General features: G+C 34.0%; 15 protein-coding genes. 11 read left to right on the top strand and 4 right to left on the bottom strand.

The window, feature by feature from the left end:
- Positions 1 to 405: 405 nt before the first annotated feature.
- Both B0A75_RS13325 and B0A75_RS13320 read left to right on the top strand, forming a co-directional pair.
- Complete coding sequence (locus tag B0A75_RS13325; protein WP_089054769.1) at positions 406 to 936, top strand: YcxB family protein; 531 nt, start codon at positions 406 to 408, stop codon at positions 934 to 936.
- Positions 937 to 1,034: 98 nt separating this feature from the next.
- Entirely contained in the window at positions 1,035 to 1,433 is a 399-nt protein-coding gene (locus B0A75_RS13320) for a hypothetical protein (RefSeq protein WP_123872371.1), read from the top strand.
- Positions 1,434 to 1,490: 57 nt separating this feature from the next.
- Here the strand turns inward: B0A75_RS13320 and B0A75_RS13315 are convergent, their stop codons facing one another.
- Together B0A75_RS13315 and B0A75_RS13310 are read right to left on the bottom strand one after the other, a co-directional pair.
- Entirely contained in the window at positions 1,491 to 2,615 is a 1,125-nt protein-coding gene (locus B0A75_RS13315; protein WP_089054767.1) for a glycoside hydrolase family 88/105 protein, read from the bottom strand.
- Positions 2,616 to 2,637: 22 nt separating this feature from the next.
- Positions 2,638 to 5,439 carry a glycosyl hydrolase gene (locus B0A75_RS13310; RefSeq protein ID WP_089054766.1) on the bottom strand — a complete coding sequence of 934 codons (2,802 nt, stop codon included), beginning with the start codon at positions 5,437 to 5,439 and terminating at the stop codon, positions 2,638 to 2,640.
- Positions 5,440 to 5,884: 445 nt separating this feature from the next.
- Between B0A75_RS13310 and B0A75_RS13305 the strand changes: the two genes are divergently transcribed.
- The 8 genes from B0A75_RS13305 to B0A75_RS13270 all read left to right on the top strand — a co-directional run bounded on the left by B0A75_RS13305 (position 5,885) and on the right by B0A75_RS13270 (position 17,183).
- The gene (locus tag B0A75_RS13305) at positions 5,885 to 9,028 is read left to right on the top strand and encodes a SusC/RagA family TonB-linked outer membrane protein (RefSeq protein ID WP_089054765.1); all 3,144 of its coding nucleotides are present in this window, start codon (positions 5,885 to 5,887) and stop codon (positions 9,026 to 9,028) included.
- Positions 9,029 to 9,034: 6 nt separating this feature from the next.
- The gene (locus tag B0A75_RS13300; protein ID WP_089054764.1) at positions 9,035 to 10,570 is read left to right on the top strand and encodes a RagB/SusD family nutrient uptake outer membrane protein; all 1,536 of its coding nucleotides are present in this window, start codon (positions 9,035 to 9,037) and stop codon (positions 10,568 to 10,570) included.
- A gap of 365 nt (positions 10,571 to 10,935) precedes the next feature.
- A complete protein-coding gene (locus tag B0A75_RS13295) occupies positions 10,936 to 12,465 on the top strand; it encodes a sialate O-acetylesterase (RefSeq protein WP_089054763.1) in 1,530 nt (509 codons plus the stop codon).
- Positions 12,466 to 12,570: 105 nt separating this feature from the next.
- Entirely contained in the window at positions 12,571 to 13,641 is a 1,071-nt protein-coding gene (locus tag B0A75_RS13290) for a glycoside hydrolase family protein (protein WP_089054762.1), read from the top strand.
- A gap of 36 nt (positions 13,642 to 13,677) precedes the next feature.
- Positions 13,678 to 14,004 (top strand): L-rhamnose mutarotase, encoded by a 327-nt coding sequence (gene rhaM / locus B0A75_RS13285; protein ID WP_089054761.1) that lies wholly within the window; start codon positions 13,678 to 13,680, stop codon positions 14,002 to 14,004.
- A gap of 38 nt (positions 14,005 to 14,042) precedes the next feature.
- Positions 14,043 to 15,335, top strand: coding sequence for a DUF4861 domain-containing protein (locus B0A75_RS13280; protein ID WP_089054760.1), 1,293 nt, complete (start codon positions 14,043 to 14,045; stop codon positions 15,333 to 15,335).
- A gap of 36 nt (positions 15,336 to 15,371) precedes the next feature.
- Positions 15,372 to 16,700, top strand: a complete 1,329-nt coding sequence (locus B0A75_RS13275) for a rhamnogalacturonidase (RefSeq protein WP_089054759.1) — start codon at positions 15,372 to 15,374, stop codon at positions 16,698 to 16,700.
- A 306-nt stretch (positions 16,701 to 17,006) separates the two neighbouring features.
- Complete coding sequence (locus B0A75_RS13270; protein WP_029272605.1) at positions 17,007 to 17,183, top strand: histone H1; 177 nt, start codon at positions 17,007 to 17,009, stop codon at positions 17,181 to 17,183.
- Positions 17,184 to 17,326: 143 nt separating this feature from the next.
- On the opposite strand, the gene B0A75_RS13265 is transcribed toward B0A75_RS13270, so the two are convergent.
- A complete protein-coding gene (locus B0A75_RS13265; protein ID WP_089054758.1) occupies positions 17,327 to 18,802 on the bottom strand; it encodes a rhamnogalacturonan acetylesterase in 1,476 nt (491 codons plus the stop codon).
- Between the two features lie 130 nt (positions 18,803 to 18,932).
- Positions 18,933 to 21,788 (bottom strand): glycoside hydrolase family 2 protein, encoded by a 2,856-nt coding sequence (locus B0A75_RS13260; protein ID WP_208861269.1) that lies wholly within the window; start codon positions 21,786 to 21,788, stop codon positions 18,933 to 18,935.
- Positions 21,789 to 22,118: 330 nt separating this feature from the next.
- Here B0A75_RS13260 and B0A75_RS13255 point away from each other — a divergent pair, with 330 nt between their 5' ends.
- Positions 22,119 to 25,526 carry a DUF4450 domain-containing protein gene (locus B0A75_RS13255; protein ID WP_089054757.1) on the top strand — a complete coding sequence of 1,136 codons (3,408 nt, stop codon included), beginning with the start codon at positions 22,119 to 22,121 and terminating at the stop codon, positions 25,524 to 25,526.
- The last annotated feature ends 50 nt before the right edge of the window (positions 25,527 to 25,576 follow it).

The raw sequence follows: 25,576 nt of genomic DNA, 5'->3' as shown, positions 1-25,576 counted from the left end.
GTTAGTTCTTTAACCCGTTCCTTAAGTGTTTTTTCAGTTAATTCAGACTTCATTTTGTAAGAAATAGGTTTTTTTTTAAGTTTGAGATTTCGGCAAAAGTAATTATTTTTTTGAGGTAGAGATATTAAATATGTTATTTCTTTAACTATTTGAAAATAAAATAAATATGGTTTTTAATTATGACTTATTATGATGTTTTTTTAACTTATACAGGCTATTTTATAACTTGTTTTGTACGATAAATTTTATTTTTCATGGTATAATGTTTCTTACAATTGATTTTTCACTTAATTAAAGTCTTATTTTGATAATATTATGTCTTAAAGTGGTCAAGTGCACCTTGAAGTTTGTTATAATTTTGCTTGTTGAAAACAAATACAGCTTGCAAATTTTATTTCTATAAGTATGAAAACTTCTAATTTTTCATTGCAATTTGAATTGAATGTTTCTGAAATACAAAAATTGAATGAAATGTATTTTAAAAATATTTATAGAAATTGGATTTTACTGTTTTTTGGAGTTGTATTATTTATTTTGATTTTTCTTGACTTAAACATACAAGATGATCTTGTAGAATGGATAATTAGAAGCTTGGCTTTGATTATAATTTTTTTAATGATCCAATATTCTTTTGTTAATTCAATTTGTGAAATCATTTTTCGACTGGCAAAAAAGTTACAATCTGAAAAGGTTAAAAATAAGTATAAAATCAGCTTTACAGACTACTTCATTTACATTTATTCGCCGTTTGGCAATTTCACACATAAATGGAGTAAAATTGAAAAAGCAATATTAACGAAGAAGTTTTTATTTCTCTATTTTAAAGAGCGAAATGGATACATTATTTCTATTTCAAATAAAAAGACTAACGAAAGGAATATAGACGAGTTGATTTCATTTGTAGAAAACAATGTAATTCATGTTGTAAAAGTATAATTACACGGGATATAAAAAGTATTTAATAGATAATTTTAAGAAAGATGATTAAGAAAGAGAGAGTTTTAGTGCGTGATAATAAGAAAGTTTTTTTAAAAATGTTTAAAAGAAAATTCAAAGATGAATTTGAATTTTCAGAGGATTCTTTTTTATTAAAAAATGAAGAGAAATCGAAAGATTTTGATCGTTCTATTTTTGTTATTTATGAAAAATCAGAATTAATCGATTTTTTAAAATTAGATAAAAAAGGTACAAATGTTATGATTTGTTTCTCTAATAAGAGTCTTTTGAGCGGTCTGTTTTTTCTAGAAGATATAAAAAATCTTTGTTTAGTTGATATTACAAAAAGCAGAACAGAAATATTTAGAGATTTAAAAGCGTATTTCAAAAATAAATCAGACTTGATGCCTAAACTGCCAGAAATTGCATTTTCAAATCCAAGTATTACTCAGATGCAGTTTAATAGTTTTCAAAAGGCTTTATTTCAAATGTCATAATCTGCATCTTGAAAAGGAAATAAAGAAACGGGCATATTTTAATATGCCCGTTTCTTATTATTTTAGTTTATAAATTTCTGATCCTGCCAGTAAAAAACATCCTAAACCGTAATCTTCAAAATCAGGGATTTTATCATACGATAATGGCTGACCGTCTTTAGGTTCTTTCCCTGTAGATTGTAAATAACCTAAAAAACCATTTGCATGAAGACTCTCAGTCGTTATGGCTTTCCACGCTTTTTGAATTACAGGTAAATAAGTTTCTCTTTTTAAAACACCGTTATTTATTCCATATGCTATTCCGTAAATAAATAGTGCGGTTCCGGAAGTTTCTTTTTCTCCAAAATTTGTTGGATCATGCAGACTCACATTCCAAAATCCGTCTGCTCTTTGTATGGGAACTAGTGCAGCCGCCATGACCTTCAAATCTTTTACATATTGATCTCTATGCGGAGCATTTTCTGGAATAATAGTTAAAACCTTTGCCAGTGCTGCAATTACCCATCCATTTCCACGGCTCCAGTAGCAGTTTTTTTCATTTGGTTCTTTGTAGGGCGGATCAAAATCTGCATCACGCCACCATAAACCTTCTTTTGGGTTGAATAAACCATTGTCTCCATGTTTGTTTCTAGAGAACATATACATTTCATACATTTTTTCAAAATAACGATTGTCTTTTTCTAAAACTCCCATTTTTGCAAAAACAGGCATTCCCATTTGAATAGCATCAATCCATGACCAGTCATTTACCTGAGGAGTGTTTAAAAGCATATTAATGTTTGCCTTTGTATTTTTGAGCTTTTTAGAATCAGGTTCTAAATTATACAAATCGATATAAGTTTGTGCAGCGCAGTAATTGTCAGCGTTTCGGGTTACGTTACCGCCATTAAATCCCCATTTATGAAATTCAGCCCATGCATAAGCATAATCATAAAATGAATCTTTAGGATAAATTTCATGCAGAGCCATTAATCCTTCGTAATATACCCCTCGAGTCCAAATGTTGCTTGGGCGTTCTTTGTTTGTAATTATAGTTTTTCCGGTATCAGGCCATTTTTGCATAAAATAATCATTTGCAAGTATCATTTGCTGCAGTACCTGTTTTTTATCAAACGACTCTTGAGCGCTTAAGCTGCTCAGCGAGAAAACAAATAGAAGTGAAAGAAAGAGTAGTTTTTTCATTTTTTAATAGATAGTTATATAGTTAGTTTAGTTCTTTTAAAGGTGTCAGTGTTACTGGTCCTATAAGTCCGGATGGCATTGGATTCCATTTTGTTGCATCAAATTTTTTATAATCTTTGTCAACCATATTTATTTCATGGAAGATTTTCCATTCTTGTCCTTTCAGTTCCATATCTCTTATTCTGTTTGCAGGAAGATTAGTGACTTCAATTTTCAAAATATTTTTACCCGGTTTTAGTTTTTGAATGTTCAATTTATAAGGAACAGACCAAGCAGTACCAACAAAATCATTATTTATCCACACCTTGGCACTTTCTCGAACATCGCCAAGATCAAGACTCCAATGACTTACTTTAGGGTTTGGATTCTCAAATTGCAGCACATAAGCAGCTGTGCCTGAAAAAGCTTCGGCTTCAGAGTTTAATTTTGTCCAAGATTCTAAGTTGGTAAGTGTAGTGCTTTGTGGTAATTGCGGCCCGCCTTTTTCAAAAGTTAATTTCCAAGTTCCTGTTAAAGAGGTTTGTGGCGATACCTTTTCATAATATTTCCATTTTTTTTGAGAAGCGGTATTCTCCGTCTTTAAAAAATAGGATTGCCCAGGTTCTATTTTTATTTTAACATAAGTTATTCCGTTCTTTTTGTCAACTTGAGCATTGCCGTATGCTTTTGTTAAAGGATCAAAAATAACAACTTCTTTATTTTCAATTTGCAGCGGAATAAAATCATCTATTATTTTTGTAGTGTGATTTACTACATAATAAATTTTTTCACCGTCAACATCTCGTCGAATGAATTTTAGTCCTGTATTTACAAGATTTTCAGGCTCAATTTTGAAGTTTTCTAAAGTTTTTAAAACATCAGAAACTGGTTCAATTTTATTTTTATTTGAGGTTAAAAGATTTTGAAGATTTTGTTCTTGCTTTTTATAATCATTGAAACCTGGAACAGATTCCGGCAGACCTTCAAATAGGATTACTGCACCAGCCTTTTTTAGTTCGATTAGTTTTTGCATGGTTGCAAACGGCATTTTTTTGCAAGATGGAATAATCAATGATTTATAGCGCACTCCAGAAACTATTAAATTCCCATTTGCAACTGTTGCTTCGGTGATAAAATTATCCGAGATAAAATCAACACTATATCCTTTTTTCATCAGGTTTTTTGTAGTTTCATAGAAAGAAGTTCCGTACAGCCATTCTGATAAAGAGTGTATTTTGAATTGATAAAATAAATTTCCGTTTTGAAATTTATCCCAAGTATCAAATATGGGCCAATAAAGAAGGATTTCATTATCAGATTTTCCTTGTTGAAGCATCGATTGGCAATTTGAAATATAGGAAAACAAAGCGGGAGCATCTTCCCAAATTGTATTATTAGTATTAAAATTAACAGAGGCATAAAATTCCCATCCCGGCCATGCAGCGCGAGTTGGAGAGTAAGTAGAGCCATGAAGAAAAATATGATTAACACCATTTAGCATTAAATCTTCGGCTTCGGGTTTGCATTGTGAAAGTGCGGTTTTAAAATGTTCTCTCAGCCACGTGAAAGTTTCAGAAGAGACTAAATTTTTCCCTGAAATATGTGCTGCCGACGATGCAAATTTTAGCATTACTGGATCAGCATCACCTTCACGAATATCTTCTTTCTCACGTCGAAAACCCGGAATATCAAATGGCATAGAGCCAAAAGTTTCGCATTCTGGAATATCAGCAGATGCGTACAAATCTATTAAATTACCTGGTGAACCATGTGCCTGCAGTTTTGTTTTAAAATTTTTTGAGTGCGCCCAGTTTGTCCATGATTTATCAAACTTATTGAGTAATAAATCAGCAATAGTCTGACGATAATCGCTTCTAATTCGATTTCCAATTTCATTATCAGTTTCATTCAGTAAAATCGAAAGCTGTTTTTTTAAATCGTAACCTCTTAATTTTTGAAATTCTTCAAAGAAATTAGGTGTAAAATCGGTTCCGTAAACTTCAAAACTGTCATTAAAAACAGCTCTTATTTTTCCTTCTCGCCCCTTAAAAGCATTGTTAAAAGGAATTACATAGGCATTTAAAGCTTCTGCTGAATAATGATCTAAAGTATAGCCTTTTCCTCCAGGAGCGGCTCTTTTTACCTGTTGTCCTGTTTTACCGCTAAATATAGCATAAATGGTATAATTGGTTTGTTTGGCTTTCCAGTTTAATCGGTTTGGTTCCATTTTATTTGGAAGCTTAATTGCAGATCCCTCAATTCCTTTATCTTTTGAAGCTGCTTTGTTTTTTTCGAGATTGTCTGTTAAATTTATATAAGAGCCGTCGCTTCCGTAAGCTACAACATATAAAAGTTCAGCAGGAGTTTTTTCTTTACTGCTGTCAAGCGTTATGTTTCGATCGAAAGTTTCATTTTTTTTAAGCGGATATTTTTCAACAATAAGTTTAGTTGCAGCATATGGCAGAGTAACATGTGATCCGCCATAAGGCCATCCAGTGCCTAAAACCATATCGACCTGCATTTTCAGGCTGTCAGCGGTCTGAATAGTGTAATCCAGCATTTCCATCCACTTTGGAGAAAGATAATCTATATAATTACTTTCTTCTCCTTTTACACCATAGATAGGAGTGATTTCTACACCGCCAATTCCTGCTTTATTAAAATCTATTAAAGTCTTTTTTAAATTTGGCTTATCAACAGCACTTCCCATCCACCACCAGCGTGTCCAAGGCTGATTTATGTTTGTAGATTTAGGCCACGGTGGAGTATTGCTGTCCTGCGCAGAAAGGTTGTAATTACAAATAAAAAATAAGGTAATAAAGCAGAATGTTTGAAGTTGTTTCATTATTGATCTAAAAGATTTACCTGTTACTAAAATTTATTAATTTTTTGTAAAAACAGAATTCATAAAAACATATTTAAAATTCTCTGTACAAAAGTAAAAGTATAAGCAACCCATTAAAATGCTATCCTGTTGCGTCCTGTTTTTATTGAATATTGTAAAAATTAAATTATCAACAAATAAGTTATAAAGTTTTTTAATTGATATTAATTTGTGTGAAAAAATACGAATAGTGAAAAAATAATTTACTAAAATTTAGTATAATGTATTTGTGTGTTTTGTGTGTAATTATCGGTTGTAAATCAAGCAGTTGAGTTGTTTTTTGTTAAAGTAAACTTAATGAAATTTTGTAATATATTGAAAGCTAACAGGATACTACAGGATGCTGTGAAAGTCGCTTCTAAATAAATTTGGTTTGAACTAATTACCTAACCAAATTTAACTTTTTATGAAAAACAAGCTTAATCTTTTGCTGATTATAGCCTTATGTGTACTAGTGTATTCATCAGGTTATGCGCAAGGAAAAACAGTTACAGGAACCGTTACTGACCCAGCCAAATTATCAATACCCGGCGTAAATGTAATTGTCAAGGGAACGAATAGATCTACAAGTACTGATTTTGATGGAAAATACAGTATTAATGCCGCTCCGGGAGAGACTTTAGTATTTTCGTTTGTGGGATTTGTAAAGCAGGAAATAAAAATTGGCACTGCAGCAAGCTATAATGTTTCACTAGATGCAGAGAGCTCAAGCCTGAATGAAGTCGTAGTTATTGGTTACGGCACACAAAAGAAAAAACTAACTACCGGTGCGATTTCTGGAATTAAAACAGAGAATTTTACAGAACGTCCGATTTCGAGAATCGACCAAGGTTTGATTGGTCAGGTTGCGGGAGTTCGTGTAAAACAAACTACTGGATTGCCAGGACAGCCTTTTAGTATTGAAATTAGAGGAGCTGGTTCGATCACAGCTGGAAATGAGCCTTTGTATGTTGTTGATGGATTTCCAATTTATACCGAAGGAAGCAACAGTAACGGATCATTCTCAAACGGAAGTCCGCTAGACAACATGAATCCAAATGATGTGGCTTCCATCGAAGTATTAAAAGATGCTGCAGCGGCTGCAATTTATGGTTCGAGAGCTTCAAATGGGGTTGTGATTATTACCACTAAAAAAGGTAAAAAAGGTAAAACAAAATTTACTTTTAATATGTACGGCGGGGTAAATAAAGAAGCTAACCGTGTGGATATGCTTTCGTCTCAAGGATGGATCGACAGAGCTAAAACAATGATTGATGCACAATGGGTAGGTTCAGGAATAGCAGGAGCATCTGCAAGCCAATCAAATGCAGAACGTATTGCAGCTTACAATTTAAAAAATCCAACAGCACCGCTTACAACAGCAAATACAAGATATTATACTTATTTGTACGATGACAGATGGGATATTCCGGGACATCCAGGATTAGATTATATCGATTGGCAGGATAAAGTTTTCCGCACAGGAGAATTCAATAACTATCAATTATCTGCTTCTGGAGCTACAGATGCTGTAAATTATTATGTATCTGCCAATTATCAAAAAAATACGGGATACATTGTAGGTACAGATTATTCATTATTCTCAGCAAGAGCAAATGTTGACGTGAAACTATCAGAAAGCTTTAAAATGGGAATTAATTTAGCGCCTTCATATTCTATTAAAAATGATCCAGGAGTTGAAGGTAAAGATAATACCTTGTTTAAAGCACTTACTGCAACGCCAGTTTTTGAAAGCGCTTCGAATGCTGCTGGAGAAAAATATACAACAAGATACGCCTGGGGAAGCAGTACAACAAATATGTTGAACGCTTTAGCAAGAACAGGAAGAAACTCTATGTATAGAAATTTAATTTCTGGATATGCAAGTTATCAATTCGCTAAAAGTTTTACTTTAAAAAGTACTATTAACTTTGATAACTCTGATAATACTACTGAAAGCTACACGCCAAATGATGTAATAGCGAGTATTAGAGGAGCTTATAATACTTACAGAAGACAAAATATCGTTAATGAGAATACGTTAACATATGACAGAACTTTCGGAAGCCATAGTTTTAATGTGCTTTTAGGACAATCGTTCAACTCATACGAAATAACAAAATCAACACTTTCTTCAGGAGCACTTTATAATAGTTCAAGTATAGAGACGCTTCCAGCAGGATCAATCGGCTCTACAAATGCAGAGAAAAGTACGTTGTTGTCTTACTTCGCACGTTTACAATACAACTTTAAAGAACGTTATATTTTATCAGGAAGTATTAGACGTGACGGTTCATCTAAATTTGGTTCTGACAGAAAATGGGGAGATTTTTACTCCGTTTCATTAGGATGGAGAATTAAGCAAGAATCATTTTTAAAAGAGGTGAATTGGCTTAGCGATTTGAAACTTAGAGCAAGTGCGGGTACAAACGGAAGCAATAATATTGGCAGCTACGGATCTTATGCAACGCTTGGAACATTCAATTATTCAATAGGCGGTGCAGTAGCAATTGGTCAAGGAGCAGCTTCAATTCCAAATCCTACTTTGCATTGGGAAGAATCAAAAAGTATAGATCTTGGAGTAGATTTTGGATTTATCAAAAACAGACTTTCTGGAACATTTGAAGTTTACAGAAAAAACAACAGCGAATTACTTTTAAGAGTTCCTGTTCCTGGAGATTCAGGTTTCCCTACTTACCTTACAAACATTGGAGAAGTTCAAAATCAAGGTTGGGAATTTGAGCTAAATTCATTAAATATTAAGACACCAAGTTTTGAATGGAGAACATCTGCAAACATAAGTCACAACGAAAATAAAGTAGTAGCATTAGGACCAGATCAATCTAAAATTGAAATTAGTAACTCATTTGACGGAGGTGTACCATTTATTAAACTAGAAGTTGGAAAACCAATGTATACCATTTTTGGATTAAAACAAAATGGAGTAGTTACACAGGCTGATATTGATACTGGAGGCACAACTATTGGAGGAAATAAACTAGTATTAGGAGATCCTAGATATATAGATCAGAACGGAGATAAAAAAATCAATTCAGAAGATCGTGTTGATTTAGGAAACCCAACACCAAAATACACTTGGGGAATCACAAATAGTTTTAAATACAAAGACTTAGATTTAAATGTTTTAGTTCAAGGTCAAAACGGAGGAACGGTTTATGGTTTAACGGGTCGTGCAATTGACCGTACTGGAATGGGATCTGTAGAAAATTCATTAAATGTAGATCCTGCAGTTAGAGGAAACTGGAGAACTTCTTTTGGATATCAAGCTAATTCTGACTGGTTGTACAAATCAGATTATGTAAGTATCAGAAGTATTTCTATTGGATATAATTTAAGACAAGCCTTAAAAGGGATTACAAGAATTGATAATGCAAGATTATATGTAACAGGAGAAAACTGGTTCTACTGGAACAAATATAAAGTTGGTTTCAATCCAGAAGCAGTAAATACTTCAGCAAGTTCAAATAGTGATTTCTCTGTACCTGTAGATTACGGTGGAGCGCCTTTGGCAAAATCATTAGTTATCGGACTAAACATTAATTTTAATTAAACGAAAATGAAAAAATATATCTTCATAGCAGCAGGTGCGTTAATGTTGTTCGCACAATCATCTTGTACAGATGAGCTGACTCAGCTGCCTTTATCGCAAGGCACGATCGAAAATTTTTATGCAACACCTGGTGATTTTGTGCAGGCAAGAAATGCAACTTATTCTGTTGCTTTTCACGGAGCAACCGTATATGGTTATGCAAACCGAGTAATGAATTTAAGTGAAACCAGATCTGATAATTTGATGGCAACAACAACAGCATCAAGAGATTGGGAAGGAATTAATAGTTTTTACACTTCTATCAGTTCAAATACTTATGTGAAAGAAGCATATCTTACCAATTATAATGCAATCTATAAAGCAAATCAGTTATTAGAAAAAATTGCAGAAAAAGGAGATGTAATTTTTACAAATCCAGCCGATAAAACCGCAATGGCTGCCGAAGCACGTTTTCTTAGGGCATTTTGTTATTTTGATTTGTTAAGATGGTTCGGACGTGTGCCATTAATCGACAGAACAATGACTGCCGGCGAAGCTTCAAAAATAAAAAGAACTGCAGTTGCAGATGTTTATAAACTAATTATTTCAGATTTAGAATTGGCAATTCCTGATTTGCTTCCTTCTTATGATAATGCAAATTACGGACGTGTTACAAAATATGGAGCAAAAGCACTTTTAGGACTTGTTTATATGACTCGTTCAAGCCCAACTTACGGAATTGACGGTGCAATGTTAGGTTTAAATGAATGGGACAAAGCCTATCAACAGTTAAACGATATTAAGTTGAGCGGTTTATATGCTTTTGGTACAGATTATGAACCAATTTTTAAAACTGAAGGAAACGCTAATAAAGAAAACGTATTGACTATTTCTTACACACAAAATATTTCGACACCTGTAGGTGGAAACTTCATGGTAGAGTTAGGGTACGAACCTTATTTTGCCTCTGTAAATTTATCAGCACAAGGAGCTTTAGAGGCAAGACCAATTTCAGCTGGTTTCATGAAATTGTTTACAGCCGCTGATAAAAGACAACTTTATGGTATTGCTACAAGTTATACTGTAGCTTCTGGAACTTATAAAGGAAGTTACACCCTGCCGGTTTTCAAAAAATACATTGATCCTGCCAGATATGGAAACGGACGTGAAGATTGGGGAGTTGATTTTATGATCACTCGTTATACCGATGTTTTAATGCTTATGGCAGAATGTACGCTTCATGGCGGCGGCGGTACTCAAGCAGATGTTGATGCTATTGTTAATAGAGTAAGAACCAGAGCTGGTGTGCCTGCAAATGCAGTAAATATTACTCTAGATCAATTATTTGAAGAAAGAAGAAAAGAGTTTTTTGCAGAAGGAACAAGATGGTTTGATTTAATTAGATCAGGAAAAGCAGTGGCTACTATGAACGCTTGGAGAATTGCTGAAGATACTGAGAATAAAATCCGAACAATCGATAATAACTCATTATTGTATCCAATTCCGTTACAAGAACTTCTAGCAGTTCCAGGACTTTATGATCAAAATTTAGGTTACGATTAGTAATTAATCAACTGGACGAAATTTATCTAACACATAGAGACATAGGTTTGTTGCTTAAAAAAAAGACATTTCATTTATTTTAAATACACATACATAGCTATGTGAAGGAAATGTGTTTCTTTTTGTCTTCTTTATTAAGGATAGAATCTATATTTCGATGTGTTTAATTTTTTTAACAAATTGCACCCAACAGGAATATATTTGTAATTAGTATTTTTTTTTATATATTTTTTGTTTTTAAAAAGCTGTCTTTTTCAGACAGCTTTTTTAGGTTTTATGTGTAAAAAAAAAACAGGTAAGCACAGGATGCAAAAAAAGAACAGCTAATTTAAATTTAAAGTGTTACTTAGATAAAAAAAATAACGATGAAAAATCCAAATAAAATTCTTTTACTTTTATTGGTTTTGAGTGCAAAACTCTCACTTTCAGCTCAGGTAAAACTTCCAGCTCTAGTTAGCGATAATATGGTTTTACAGCAAAATGCAAAAGTTAATTTATGGGGATGGGCTTCTCCAAATGAAAAAATAAACATTCAATTAGGATGGTCAAATCTTCCAGTAAATGTTACTGCTGATGCCGAAGGAAATTGGAAAACAACAGTTGATACTCCAAAAGGAGGAGAAACAGCATACAATATAACAATCGAAGCTTCTAACAAAATTACGCTGAAAAACATTCTTATTGGCGAAGTATGGCTTTGTTCCGGTCAGTCAAATATGTTTTTTCCTGTTGGAAGAGAAGAAGGAACTTGGAAAACAGGTGTTAAAAACTATGAAGAAGAAGTAAAAAATGCTGTTTTTCCTAATATCCGACTTTTTACAGTTGCACTCAATGCATCAGTAAAACCACTCGAAGATGTTACAGGAAGCTGGAGAATCTGTTCGCCTGAAAGTATTAAAACATTCTCGGCAGTAGCCTACTTCTTTGGAAGAGATTTGTATCAAAAACTAAACGTGCCAATCGGTTTAATATCTACTTCATGGGGCGGCACCAAAGCCGAAGCTTGGACAGCGCAAAATGTTTTAGAAGAAGATGTTGCTTTCCTGCCTATTTTGCAAGAAGATGCAAAAAACGAAAAAGTATATCAAGAAAAGCTGGAAGCATATTATTTAGCACTTACAAACGAACGAATTGCAAGCGCAGCAAATGCTCCAAAGTCACAATTAAAAAAGCCTAAAAAAGAACCCAATAAAACTTCGTATGTTTTGTACAACGCTATGCTTCATCCTTTAGTAAACTACACGATAAAAGGAGCAATTTGGTATCAAGGCGAAAGCAATTCAGGAAAAGCCTATTTGTATCGAAATTTATTTCCAACCATGGTAAAAAGCTGGAGAGATGAATGGAAACAGGGAGAATTTCCATTTTATTATGTGCAGATAACACCGCATAAAGGACAAAATGCAGAAATAAGAGAAGCTCAATTAATGTCTTTAAAAACAATACCAAACAGCGGAATGGTTGTTACAACGGATGTTGGAGATGCACAAAATATTCATCCAATAGACAAACAGACAGTTGGTTATAGATTAGCCCTTATCGCAAGAGCTAAAACGTATGGAGAGAATAAACTGGTGTATTCAGGGCCTATTTTTAATCATATGAAAATCAAGAAACAAAAAGTACAATTGTTTTTTGATTATGCCGATTCTGGATTAAAGAAAACAGGAGATACTTTGAAAGAATTTGAAATTGCAGGAAATGACCAAGTTTTTTATCCTGCCGAAGCAAAAATTGAAGGAAAAACAATAATAGTCACTTCGCCTAAAGTAAAAGAACCTGTTGCAGTTCGATTTGCTTGGAAAGCCGTTCCAGAATCTAATTTGTTCAACAATGAAAACTTACCCGCTTCTCCTTTTAGAACAGACGAATGGATAATAGCTGAAAAGAAGTAAAAACGTTTTTTGAACACACAGAAACATAGTTTATAGAACTTAATAAATCTGCTCAATCTGCGTGAGAATATTTAAGACATAAATATAAATCTGAATAAAAGTCAAATGAATAGAAGACAATTTATAATTGGAAATTCTCTTGCTGCCATTGCGATGTGTCTTCCGTTTTCGGCAGAAGCCAGTGTTTTTTTTGACGATCCAAAACTCTCAGATTTCGAGAAAAGACTTCGACCAGTTGGGCGTGCTTTAGAATTTGAAGATTATTATGTTTGGTGTAACAGTCCAATTGAAGGGCCGGATGGCAAGGTTCATGTTTTCTTTTCTCGTTGGAAAAAATCAAAAAGTATGAGCGGCTGGATAAACGGTTCTGAAATTGCACACGCAGTCGCCGATAAACCAGAAGGACCTTATGAATATGTCAGTACCGTTTTAGCGCCAAGAGGCGAAGGTTTCTGGGATGCGACAACCTGCCATAATCCAAGTATTCATTTTGTAGACGGAAAATATGCGCTTTTTTTCATGGGAAATTCGAACGGAAAAATGGATACAAAGCGAGTTGGTTTAGCAACTTCAGATTCACTTTATGGTCCTTGGCAACGGCCAGATAAACCATTGTTGCAGCCTGGAGAACAAGGTGCTTGGGATGATTTACTAACCACAAATCCATCTTTTTTAAAACATCCAAACGGCGAATATTGGCTTTATTACAAATCATTAGATACAGAGAATTATGTTCATCCAAAATTCCCAATCAAAGGAAACAGAAAATACGGATTGGCAATTTCTAAATCTTTGACAGGTCCTTATATAAAATACAAAAACAATCCATTGATTGATTTTTCAAAATTAGGAGATAATAAGCAATGTGAAGACGCTTTTGTATGGTATGAAAATAAAAAATTCAAAATGCTGGCGAGAGATATGGGGGTTTTTGGAATGGATTACGGACTTTATATGGACTCCAAAGATGGGATTCATTGGAGTGATCCGCAAATTTCATATCAGCCATTAAGCAAATATGTAAAAGAACCAGAAGCTCCGAAACATTTAAATCGATACGGACGTGCAGAACGCCCGCAATTATTATTTCAAAACGGAAAAGCAACTTATTTATTTACGGCGTCGCAAGGCGGAAAATATGAAACTTCATCAGCGTTTATTTTTAAAATCGTTTAGATGAAATTTTAAATCAAACAGTTTAACAGAGAAAAAATGGAAAATCAAATTGTTAGAAATGCCTTTACAATGCAACTGAAAAAAGGTTTTGAAACCGAATACAAAATAAGACATGATGCTATTTGGACGGAGTTAACAACCTTATTGTCTGAAAATGGCATTCAGGATTATTCTATTTTTTTAGATGAAGAAAGCGGAATACTTTTTGGCGTTCAAAAATTAAGTTTAGATTTTGATCGTTCACAGCTTTCCAGTCATCCTCTTATGAAAAAATGGTGGAATTATATGGCTGATATTATGGAAACAAATCCAGACAATTCACCAAAAACAAACACACTAAAAGAGGTTTTCCATTTAGATTAAATGAGTAAATTGTTTTAAATTAAAAAGTTATAATAAGAATGAAAAATACAATAAAATTTTATGCACCAATTGCATTATCGATCTTCGTTTTTGTAAGCAGTAATGCACAGAAAAAAACAGATGGAAATACAATTGTTTTAAAAAACACTTCCAATTTAGAGCTGACTCAAAAAGCCATTTCCATCAAAAGAAACCAACTTTTCCTAAATAAAGAATCTGGAACGTACCCTATTTTAATTTACAAAAAAGATACAATTCCAGCTCAGGTAAATGATTTAGATGGTGACGGTAAATGGGACGAATTGTTTCTGGTAACTGATTTTGCCGCAAACCAAGAGAAGAAAGCCGTTTTAAGCTGGTCAAATAAAGATTCAAAGTTCACCATAAGAACAAGTGTTAGATTTGGAAAAAGAGAAGGTAAAAACCTGCCCGTTCATCCAGATACACAAGAAGTTTTACTAGCCAATCAAGTACATAAAAAACTCGGTTACCAAAAATACCAAACTGATGGCCCGACTTGGGAAAATGATAAAGTAGGTTTTAGACATTATTTAGATGGAAGAAACTGCAAAGATGTTTTCGGAAAAAAAACACCTGGAATTACCCCAGAAGATGTTGGAATAAACAGCAAAGGTGCAGTTGAAGACAATTACCACGTTATGCACGATTGGGGAAGAGATATTTTTCCTGTCGGAAGTTCAGCAGGATTAGGAGGTTTCGCTCTGTTGACCAATGATAATAAAGTAAACAGACTAGGAATTTTAGCCAATGATACCCTAAACAATATCGAAAAAACAACATTTAAAATTGTGAGTGAAGGTCCTGTAAATTCTGTTCTAAACTATAAATATCAAAACTGGGAAGCATCAGGAAATAAATATCAGGCAGAAGAAACAGCTTCAATCTGGCCGGGAATGTATGGTTATAAAAATACAGTTTCTGTAAATGGTTTAAAAGGAAACGATACATTGCTAATTACGCTTTCTAATTTGAACAATCAAAACCCTTTGCAAGTACTTGAGGCAGGAGATTTTGTATGTTTTATTCAGCATGATAAATTAACCTACGACCGTCAATGGATTTTAGGAACCGCTGTAATAATTCCTAAAAATGTTTATAAAGGATATATAGAAGCACCAAAAACGGGGCAGTTAACAGATTCATACCTTATAAAAGTTTCTGTAAAAAATAACCAAGAAGTAAGTTATTACCCAATCGCCGGCTGGGAACTCAGTGCCGATAAAAACTTTAAAGATTCAGCTTATTTTACCTCTTATGTAACAACTTTGGCAAAGCAGTTATCGGCTAAAATTAAAGTTGAGGTAAAATAACAGGGATACATAACTACAAAACTAACAACTAACCAAATGAAAACTATTTTAAGAATCCTTTTTTGCGTTATTGGCTTTTCTCAAGTCACATTCTCGCAAAATTATACTAATGACACATTCCCAGACGGAAGTCCAATTTCGAATTGGTTTAAAGATTATTCTAAAATTCAATTAAAGAGTTTAGGTAAACAATACATTATTACAGATTTTAATGTTGGAAAAGACAGTACCAAAATTCAGACCGCTGCAATACAGAAAGTTATTGATAAAGCTGCTGCAAATGGAGGAGGAGTAATTGTTATTCCAAAAGGAGTTTATTTAAGCGGTGCCTTATTTTTTAAACCAAAAACAGCATTATATGTTTCAGAAGGCGGAGTTTTAAAAGGCTCAGATAATATTGCTGATTATCCAATAATGCCATCAAGAATGGAAGGGCAAAACCTGGATTATTTTCCAGCTTTGGTAAATGCGTATGGTGTTGACAATTTCTCGATTTCAGGAAAAGGAACTATAAATGGAAATGGTAAAAAATACTGGGAAGCCTTTTGGGAAAGACGAAAAATAAACCCAAAGTGTACCAATCTAGAAGTTTCGAGACCAAGACTTGTTTTTGTGTGGAACTCAAACAATGTACAACTTCAGGATGTAAAATTGATTAACTCAGGTTTTTGGACCAATCATTTTTATAAATGCAATAATGTAAAATTGCTTGATTTGTATATTTTTTCACCTCATATCGAAATTAAAGCACCAAGCACAGACGCCATAGATATCGATATTTGCAGTAATGTCTTAATACGAGGTTGTTATATGTCGGTAAACGATGATGCAATAGCTTTAAAAGGCGGGAAAGGCCCTTATGCAGATCAGGATAAAAACAACGGTCCAAATTCTAATATAATTATTGAAAATACCAATTTTGGATTTTGTCATTCCGCATTAACAAACGGAAGTGAATCCATTCACAATCGAAATGTCATTATGAGAAATTGTAAGATAGATGGAGCTTCACGAATGTTATGGCTTAAAATGAGACCAGATACACCACAGCGATATGAATACATAAGAGTGGAGGATATAAATGGAGAAGCCAAAACTGGACTGGCGATATTTGCCTGGAAACAATTTTTTGATTTAAAAGGCCGTCCAGACGTTCCATTATCTTACGGAGACAATGTAACCTTGAAAAATATTGATTTAAAATGCGAAACCTTTTATGGTGTAGAAAATGATCCAAACGTTCGTTTATCCAATTTTACATTCGAGAATTTGAACATTCAAGCAGCGAAAACAAGTATTGATAAAAGCTTAATAAAAGGGGTGAGTTTTAAGAATGTCTATGTGAATAAGCAGTTAATAGAGTAATTTTTACTCATATCCTCAATAAGCGATTGTCCTTTTTTAACTAAAACAGAACGAATTTTAGCTTTTTTTTAAAGTTTGAATGTTTTTTTAAACTAGTATCTCGAAGCACTTGTAAGAGCATTGTCTTTTTTATTTGTTAGTAAATACCTGATTAATAGTTTGTTGTAATGAGTGAGTTTTGACAAAAATAAAATGTGATTTTAACGCTAATTTAAAGCACAAAAAACAATCATAATTTTAACAGCAAATTTATTGTAACTATCAATCAAACCTCTATTTTTGCGCCTTAATTTAATAAGTACAAGCATGAAAGATCTATTAGTAAAAATCAACGCCGAAATTGACGCATTCAAAGCAGAAGCTGAATCTTTAACTGAAAAAGGTATCAAAGCTGCAGGACCAAGAGCACGTAAAGCTACTTTAGAAATCGAAAAACTTTTGAAAGAGTTCAGAAAAGTTTCTATCGAAGAATCAAAAAAATAATACAACTAAAACCTCGTCAATTGACGAGGTTTTTTTTTGTTTCAAGTTTCAAGTTTCAGGTTTCAGGTTGGCTTCGACTCCGCTCAGCTTGATAAATGAAAAACAGCTGTCAGCTTGAGCGAAGTCGAAGGCTTGTTCACAACTCATAACTCATAACTTTTCTTAATACATTCTGCAGCAGTCAATGCATTTAAATCAGCGCCTTCTGCACCTGTATGTGTATGATCTTTTGGAAAAAAGCTTTTTACTTTTTCTTTTCCTAGAGTTTCATATTTTTTAGCTACCGCTTCGCTCAAGTCTATATAAAGAACATTTTCTTTTTCTGCAATTTCTTTAGACCATTTTATATACGTGTCCGTTCTGCGTTCTACTTTATCGTTTGGCCATTCATTTCTTGGCGTTAGACTCAAAACAATCGGAATTGCGCCTTTTTCTTTGGCTTCTCGAATAAACTTTGTCATATACCAGCCAAAAGTGTGTACAAGTTCCTTTGATCCGTCAGGACGAATTACTTCCTGAGTTTCATCGCCGATTCCTTTTAAAGAACCTCTGAATTTTTCCTTATCAACCGCACCGGCATCATTATGACCAAATTGAATTAAAATAAAATTACCCGGTTGTAACTGATTTTTCACGTTATCCCAAAGACCTTCAGAGACAAAAGTTCTGCTGCTTCGACCGCCTTTTGCTTTATTGATAACGGCAATGCGAGTGGTATCGCAATATTTTGGAAAAGCAACGCCCCAGCCAACAGCATCTGGATTTCCATTATCTGCCATAGTAGAATCGCCTATTAAAAAGACTTTGTTTTTTACAGGAAGAACAATTTTCGGGTTTTCGAGAACATAACTTTTTAAGGAGTTTTTACTGTGTTTTACTTCATCAATAATTACCGAAGCTGATAAAACAGCCCCTTTTGCGGAGGTATGCGTATGATCTCTTTTATAAAAATAAGTTCCCGTTACTTTTTGTTCGCCTAGTTTTTCCATTTCAAGAGCCATTTTTTCATTCAAATTAATGAATGTAACTTTTTCCTTTTCCGCAATTTGCTTTGCCCATAAACCATATGAAGTATCATTTCGAGGTACTTTTCCGTTTTTCCAGTCATTCCTTGGAATTGGTGAACAAACAATCGGAATAGCACCTTTTGATTTAGCCTCACGAATTATTTTCTGAATATACCAGCCGTAACTGTGTACCGTTTCGTGCTTTTTAGTGAGAATATTATCAATTTCCTGAGTTTCACTACCAATACCTTTGATAGTTCCTCGAGCACGCAGACTGTCGTTTAAAGGTCCGTCATCATTATGTCCAAATTGAATAAGTACATAATCGCCTTTTTTAAGTTTGTTTAAAACTACATTCCATAAACCTTTATCTTGAAAAGTGCGACTGCTTGTTCCGCCTAGAGCATGATTCTCGATCTTAATTTTAGTAGTATCCAAAAACTGTCCAATAAAATCTCCCCAGCCCCAAAGTCCGCCTGCGCCGTTGCCTTTTCCGTTTTTTACAGTAGAATCTCCCACCGTAAAAAGAGTAGGTTTATGGTCTTGTTTTGGTGTAAAATTGATGAATAATACAGCCAAAGAGAAAATGAAAAATATCTTAAGTGATTTCATGTTTTTTCAATTATAAGTTATGAGTTGTAAGTAGTAAATTAGCCTTCGACTTCGCTCAGGGTGACAGCTGTTTTTATTTGTCAGGCTGAGCGAAGTCGAAGCCTTTATAGGAAAATCTAAAATCTAAAATCTAAAATCTAAAATCAAACCACAAATCCATCCGTATCCCATCGTCGCCTTTTTTAATTCGGATGTTTGTCGGCTGGCTTTGTGGGCCTTGTTGTTCTAAAGGTTTAAAATCTCTCATCGCTGGAATTTCATACATAAACGAGATATCACCTTCGGGAAAATCAGGCTGCGGGTAACTTCCCGAAAAACCATTTTTAGGCAGATCAGGAGTAAATAATCTTAGAAACAAATTATCAGATTCGCTGAAAACTTTAAACGATGAGATTCCTGCTTTTAAATTGGCACCCAATACATTAGCATGATATCCTTTAAATTCTGGATAAATCAGGTTTTCAAAGCTTTCTCCTGTAATCGTATTATTGTACTCCTTCTCCCAAAAACCAAATGTTGTGCCTTTAATTCTGTTTTTCCAAACGCGATACGGACCTCGTCCAAACCATTTAATTCCAGTAACTTCCTTCTCAGGAAAACTAAACGTAATACCAAAAGCATTGATTTTATCTTCAAAAAAAGCACCGTCAAAACCCTCTCCGCCAGAAGCATTTTTTAAAGCCAGTAATTCCATTTTTAATCTTCCATCAGCTTCCATAATCCATTTTATTGAAGATAATCCGCCCGAATAATTCACAATGCAGACTGCTTTTTCACCTTCTTGCGAAATCTGAATATCTTTTAACTTCGCTTTCATTCCAATTGGGCGTGGACCATTCGTAAGCGGAATCACAACAGTTTTATTGCTGATTTTTTGAAGTTCTCCTGTCGAAGTATTTATAACTACCGTAACGTTATTTCCTTTTAAAGTAATTTCAGAATCGCTTTTGGCAACTGAAGCTTTTGCTTTTGTATTTTGAACCGCTAGAAATTTAGAAGCATAAAATGCAGCTTTGTGAATGGGCCACGTCCAAGTATAAATTTCCTTTTCAAATTGGTCAAAAGCCGTAATTGATAAAATATCACCTTCATAGAAATTTTGTGGTACATCAAACTTTATCTTTCGTGTTTCTCCTGGTTCAATACTCGGAATTTCAATTTTTCCCGAACTTATTTCCTGAGCTGTTTTATTCGTATATAGAACATCATTTTCGGACTTTAGAACTTTAAATTCCATTTTACAGGAATTCAAATTACTGAACAGATAATCATTCGTTATTAAAAAAGCACCATCAAAAGCATCCGTAATTTGTTTGGATTGAAATTGAATCGGTGCCCAAATTTCTTTAACCGAAAAATAACTTCCTTCCTTTTCACGATGAGGTCCTAGAATTCCATCAGCAGCCAAAGAACCTTTTGAATCAAACTTTTGTTCGCCTTTCCAATCCGAGCGTTTTACTGCTTCATCAAGCATTGCCCACATAAAACCTCCAGCAAAAAGCGGACTTTCTTTGTATCGATTCCAAAAATCTTCTAATGCCGCGCCATGTCCGTTATCGTAAGTTCCGTGCATAAATTCAGTTGGAAAAAATACATTTTCACCCGAATTAAAACGATGCATTCCCGTTAAATAAGTTGGGTAATGGTGCGTATCCCAACCATCAAAATCGGCCCACGGATGAATGACAATTCTTTTTTGCGGATCATTTTCGGTAAACACTTTATCAACATTGTAATTCCAGCCGCCTTCATTTCCGTTATCCCAAATTATAACTGATGGATGATTTACATCGCGTGTCACCATTTCTTTAACCAATTTAGTTCCCGTTTCAGTATCATACGAATTTTGCCAGCCTGCCAATTCATTTAGAACAAAAAGTCCAAGCGAATCACAGACTTGTAGAAAATGATCGTCAGGCGGGTAATGACCGCGAACGGCATTCATATTCATATCCTTAATTAGTTTAACGTCTAGTTCGCTGATACGTTTACTTGTACTTCTTCCGCCTTCAGGCCAAAATGAATGGCGATTAATACCTTTCATGATAATTTTGGTGCCGTTTACATAAATGCCGTCTTTCTTTTTAAACTCTAAAGTTCTAAACCCAATCTTTTTATCGTATTGATGAACCACAGTTCCGTTCTGTTTTAAAACCAGTTTTAGATTGTATAAATTAGGTGTTTCAGGATTCCATGGTTTAATATTGTTCCATTTTGTTGTGATGGTTTCTTTTGTAGTTTTCGCTTTAAGCGGAAAAGTAAAAGCAGGCAAATTTTCTCCATTTTTACCAGAAAGTGAAACCTCTAAAAGCGTGTTTTTTGGAATATCTTGTAAATTTAAATCAACAGTAATTGAACCATCCATTTTCGGATTTACAGCAATATTCTGAATATGGGTTTTAGGAGAAACTTCCAGCCAGACTGGACGATAAATACCGCCAAAAAGCCACCAATCCGCTCTTCGTTCAGCATTGTTCACAGATTTGTTGGCAGAATGTTTCCAAACATGGACCTCCAGTATGTTTTTAGAACCAAACTTTAATAAAGAAGAAATATCATATTTAAACTCATAAAAACCACCCTGATGTATTGCACCCGCAATTTTTCCGTTGATTTTTACTTCAGTATCCGTCATTGCACCGCCAAAAGCGATTAGAACATTTTTATTCCTATAATCTAACGGTATTTCAAATTCATATTTATAAAAACCTTCTTCTTTACTAGGCTCTTTTTGGTTCAATTCCTTGTACCAGCGTCCATACGTATATTCACCAAAACCTTCCAGTTCCCATTGAGAAGGTACATTTATTTTAGACCAGACTTTGCTGTTGTTTCCATCAGTACAATAAAAATCCCATTGCACAGGATGTTCAAAATCTTTCCCCGAAAGGTAAATTAAATCTGTTTTTTGTGCTTGAGAGGTTTGAATAATAAAAAGGTGAATCGAGATAAAAAATAGAATTTTGATCGTATAATTTGAAAACATAATATTTTGTCGAACTTTAAAATTAAGTATAGTTTAATCCGTTTAAAATGTCATTTTACAATTTCTATTTCTTTTCACTTAATCAATAAATAGAAATTGTACTTTCAAATCTACTTGTTCCTTTTTTATATTGTATCCTGTACTATGATGTTAAAAAATATTGGATAATTCTAAAAATTAATATATTTTTTAAATTTATAAAATCAGGTAGGTGCAGGATAGTATCCCGCTAAAAAACAAAGAAATTGCATCTCAATTATTGAATTAATAAAATAAACGAGCATAAATTTTATTATTCAAATTTTAAGAATTATCAATTATTTGAGTTTTATGGGAATTAAAAAACGTACTATTTGCACTTTAGCGGGCTTATTTCTGACTTCAACTATGATTGTTTTTGGTCAGGAAAAAGCGCCCATTCGTAAACTACATTACGTACCCGAAGGAAATAGTTTTGTTTTGAAAAATGGAACCCGAAAATTTAATCGTGCACTTTATGGTTCCAACACCGGATTTAGAGTTGAAACTGGAGATTTACCAGAATTTGCTATGTATATGCCTGGAATGGGCGGTAATTTCAAATTAGGTTTAACAAACGGAAAAGAAAGCAAATGGATTACCGAGGCGGCGAAAATTGATACACGTTATGTTTTGGGAACAATGCAATACACAATCGAAGATCCAATCTTAGAAGGAGGGAAATTGTTTATTGATGTTGTTGCATTAAAAGATAGTGAAGGTTTTATTGTAAAATTATATAGTGAAAAATGGTCTAAAACGACTAGTTTAATTTGGGCTTATGGCGGTGCGACTGGAAAAAAGTTCAGTCGTGACGGTGATATTGGCGCAGATCCGGAATCGGTTTTTTATTTACAGCCCAATTACTGCCTCAATAATAAATATACGCTGAAAAAGGAATCTTTCCTTTTGGATTATGGTTCTGAAAGCAACAAACAGAAAACAGGAAATAATAAAAGTGTTACCGGCTTTTTTCCAAATTCTGATGTTCGTTTAGCAGATGCCAATGTTCAGAATAGACCTTTAGAGCTTTTTAATTCTAAGTCTGAAGCATTGCCGTTAATAAGCGGGAAAGTAAGTTCTATTTCCGATAAAGGAAGCTATTGGCTTTTTGTTCCCGAAGTTTCAAAAGTAAATTATACACAGAAAACGATTGCCGAACTTTATGAAAAATCGGTTACAGCAACGCATCTTTTAGCCAATCGAATTAAAGTAAAAACACCTGATAATTATATTAATACATTAGGTTCAGCACTTGCTATTGCTTCTGACGGAATTTGGGAAAGTCCAGCCTATCTTCACGGTGCCATTGCCTGGAGAATGTATTTAAATGCTTGGCGCGGAGCTTACACGGCAGATCCTTTAGGATGGCACGATAGAGCAAAAACGCATTTTACAAGTTATAGTAATTCGCAGGTAATATCGCCTGAAAGTGGTCCGGTTGTGTTTGATGAAGAAAAAAATCTGGCACGTCAGAAAGAAGAAATAGGAACTTCAATGTTCAGCAGCGGTTATATCAGCCGAAGTCCGAATAAGAATAACGTGGCGCATCATTATGATATGAATCTGGTTTTCTTCGATCAGATGTTTCGTCATTTTAAATGGACAGGTGATATGGCTTTCTTAAAAGAAATGTGGCCGACAATTGAACGACATTTAAAATGGGAAAAACGAAATTTTGATCCAGACAATGACGGACTTTACGATGCTTATGCTTCAATTTGGGCAAGTGATGCTTTGCAATACAGCGGAGGAGGCGTGATTCATTCTTCGGCTTATAATTATTATGCGAATAAAATGGCGGCAGAATTGGCTAAAAAATTAAATATAGATGCCGTTCCTTTTGAAAAAGAAGCAGATAAAATTCTAAAAGCGACAAACAATCAGCTTTGGATTCCGAAAAAGGGAATTTTTGCCGAATATAAAGATGCTTTAGGAAATAGAATATTGCACGATTCACCGGGAGTTTGGAGCATTTACCACACCATAGATTCAGAATTATCAAATCCTTTTGAGAGCTATCAAATGCTGGATTATGTCAATAATCAAATTCCGCATATTCCAATTGCAGCAGACGGATTGGATAAAAAGGATTTATATGTTATAAGCACTACAAACTGGCAGCCTTATACATGGTCAACTAATAATGTTGCTTTGGCAGAACAATTGCATACTTCGCTGGCATTCTGGCAAGGCGGACAATCTGAACAAGCGTACACCATGTGGGAAAGTGCTTTGATCGAAAGTATGTATTTGGGCGCTTCTCCAGGCGGTTTTGAACAACTTATGTATCAAGATGCTATGCGAGGCGAATTATACCGTGATTTTGCTGATCCAATTGGAATGGCTTCTCGAACTTTAGTCGAAGGACTTTTCGGGATTCAGCCGGATGCTGTAAATGAAGTTTTAACCATAAAACCCGGTTTTCCTGAGAAATGGGAAAACGCATCTTTAGAAATTCCTGATATTTTGATTGATTTTAGTCGAAAAGATAAGAAAGACAACTATCATATTGAAAACCATTTTACTGCAAAAATGGGCTTGAAATTACTATTAAATGCTCCTTTTGACGGAGTTGAAAGTATTAGTGTGAATGGAAAGAATGTCTCTTGGAAAGGTATTCCGGAGAGCATTGGAATTCCAAAAATCAGCATTGAGGTTCCTTATAATAAAGTTTATGATGTAGTGATTAATTGGAAAGGCGGAACTTTTAGAAAAATGTATACTAAGCCTTCATACAATTCTGGTGATGCTTTAAATATTAGTATTGCAAAAGGAGAAATGGTTTCAATTTATGATCCGCAAGGCGTTTTAAGTCAAGTTGATAAAAAAGAAAGAACACTTCAGTCAATTGTAAATGGCGAGGGAAATAAAACATTCTTTATTCAGATGAAACAGGGTGAATTATCATGGTGGTATCCTGTTGGGTTAAACATAAAACCTAAAGAATCAAATCAGAAAAACTTTAATTGGGATATTCCGCTGGACAAATCACAGCGAACAGAAACGGTATCATTATCCTCTTTTTTTAATGCAAAAGTCACTGATATATTCAATTATGAATATTTGTCGCCAAGACCTAAAACGGTAACCTTACAATTGCCAAAACAAGGAATTGGAAATTGGTGTTATCCAAACGTTTCTGTTCAAATTGATGATAAAGGTTTACGTGAAAAAGCAAAGCAGACAGGAAAAATTACAACTCCAAACGGAGTTCCTTTTCAAACACCTTCTGATGAAAATCAGAAAAATATAATCTTTACTTCAATGTGGGATAATTTCCCGGAAAGTATCAATATTCCGTTAAGCGGAAAAGCTTCACATGCTTATTTTATGCTTGCAGGAACTACAAATCCAATGCAGAGCAGAATCGTAAACGGAGAAATCAAAATAGAGTATACTGATGGAACTTCTGAAATTTTACCTTTAAAAAATCCAGAAAACTGGTGGCCAATCGAACAAGATTATTTTATAGATGGACTTGCCTTTACAATCAATGCTCCAAGACCGCCAAGAGTTTATTTTAAAACAGGAGAAATTTCTAGAGATTTTAAAGATTTTAAAACCATAAAAGGATTTAGCAGTTACGGAGTTGACGGCGGCGCAGGAACGATTTTAGAATTGCCTTTAGATAAAAATAAAACTTTAAAAAACCTGACTTTGAAAACTATTGCAAATGATGTTGTGATTGGTTTGATGAGTTTGACATTAATTAGATAATTTAAAGATTGAATGTAAAAAAGCTTGATATTTAACCGCAAAGCACGCAA

This window comes from Flavobacterium oncorhynchi, from assembly GCF_002217355.1.
Taxonomy (GTDB): domain Bacteria; phylum Bacteroidota; class Bacteroidia; order Flavobacteriales; family Flavobacteriaceae; genus Flavobacterium; species Flavobacterium oncorhynchi.
Note: the sequence above shows the minus strand (reverse complement) of the source record. Positions and strands in the feature narration are given on the sequence as shown.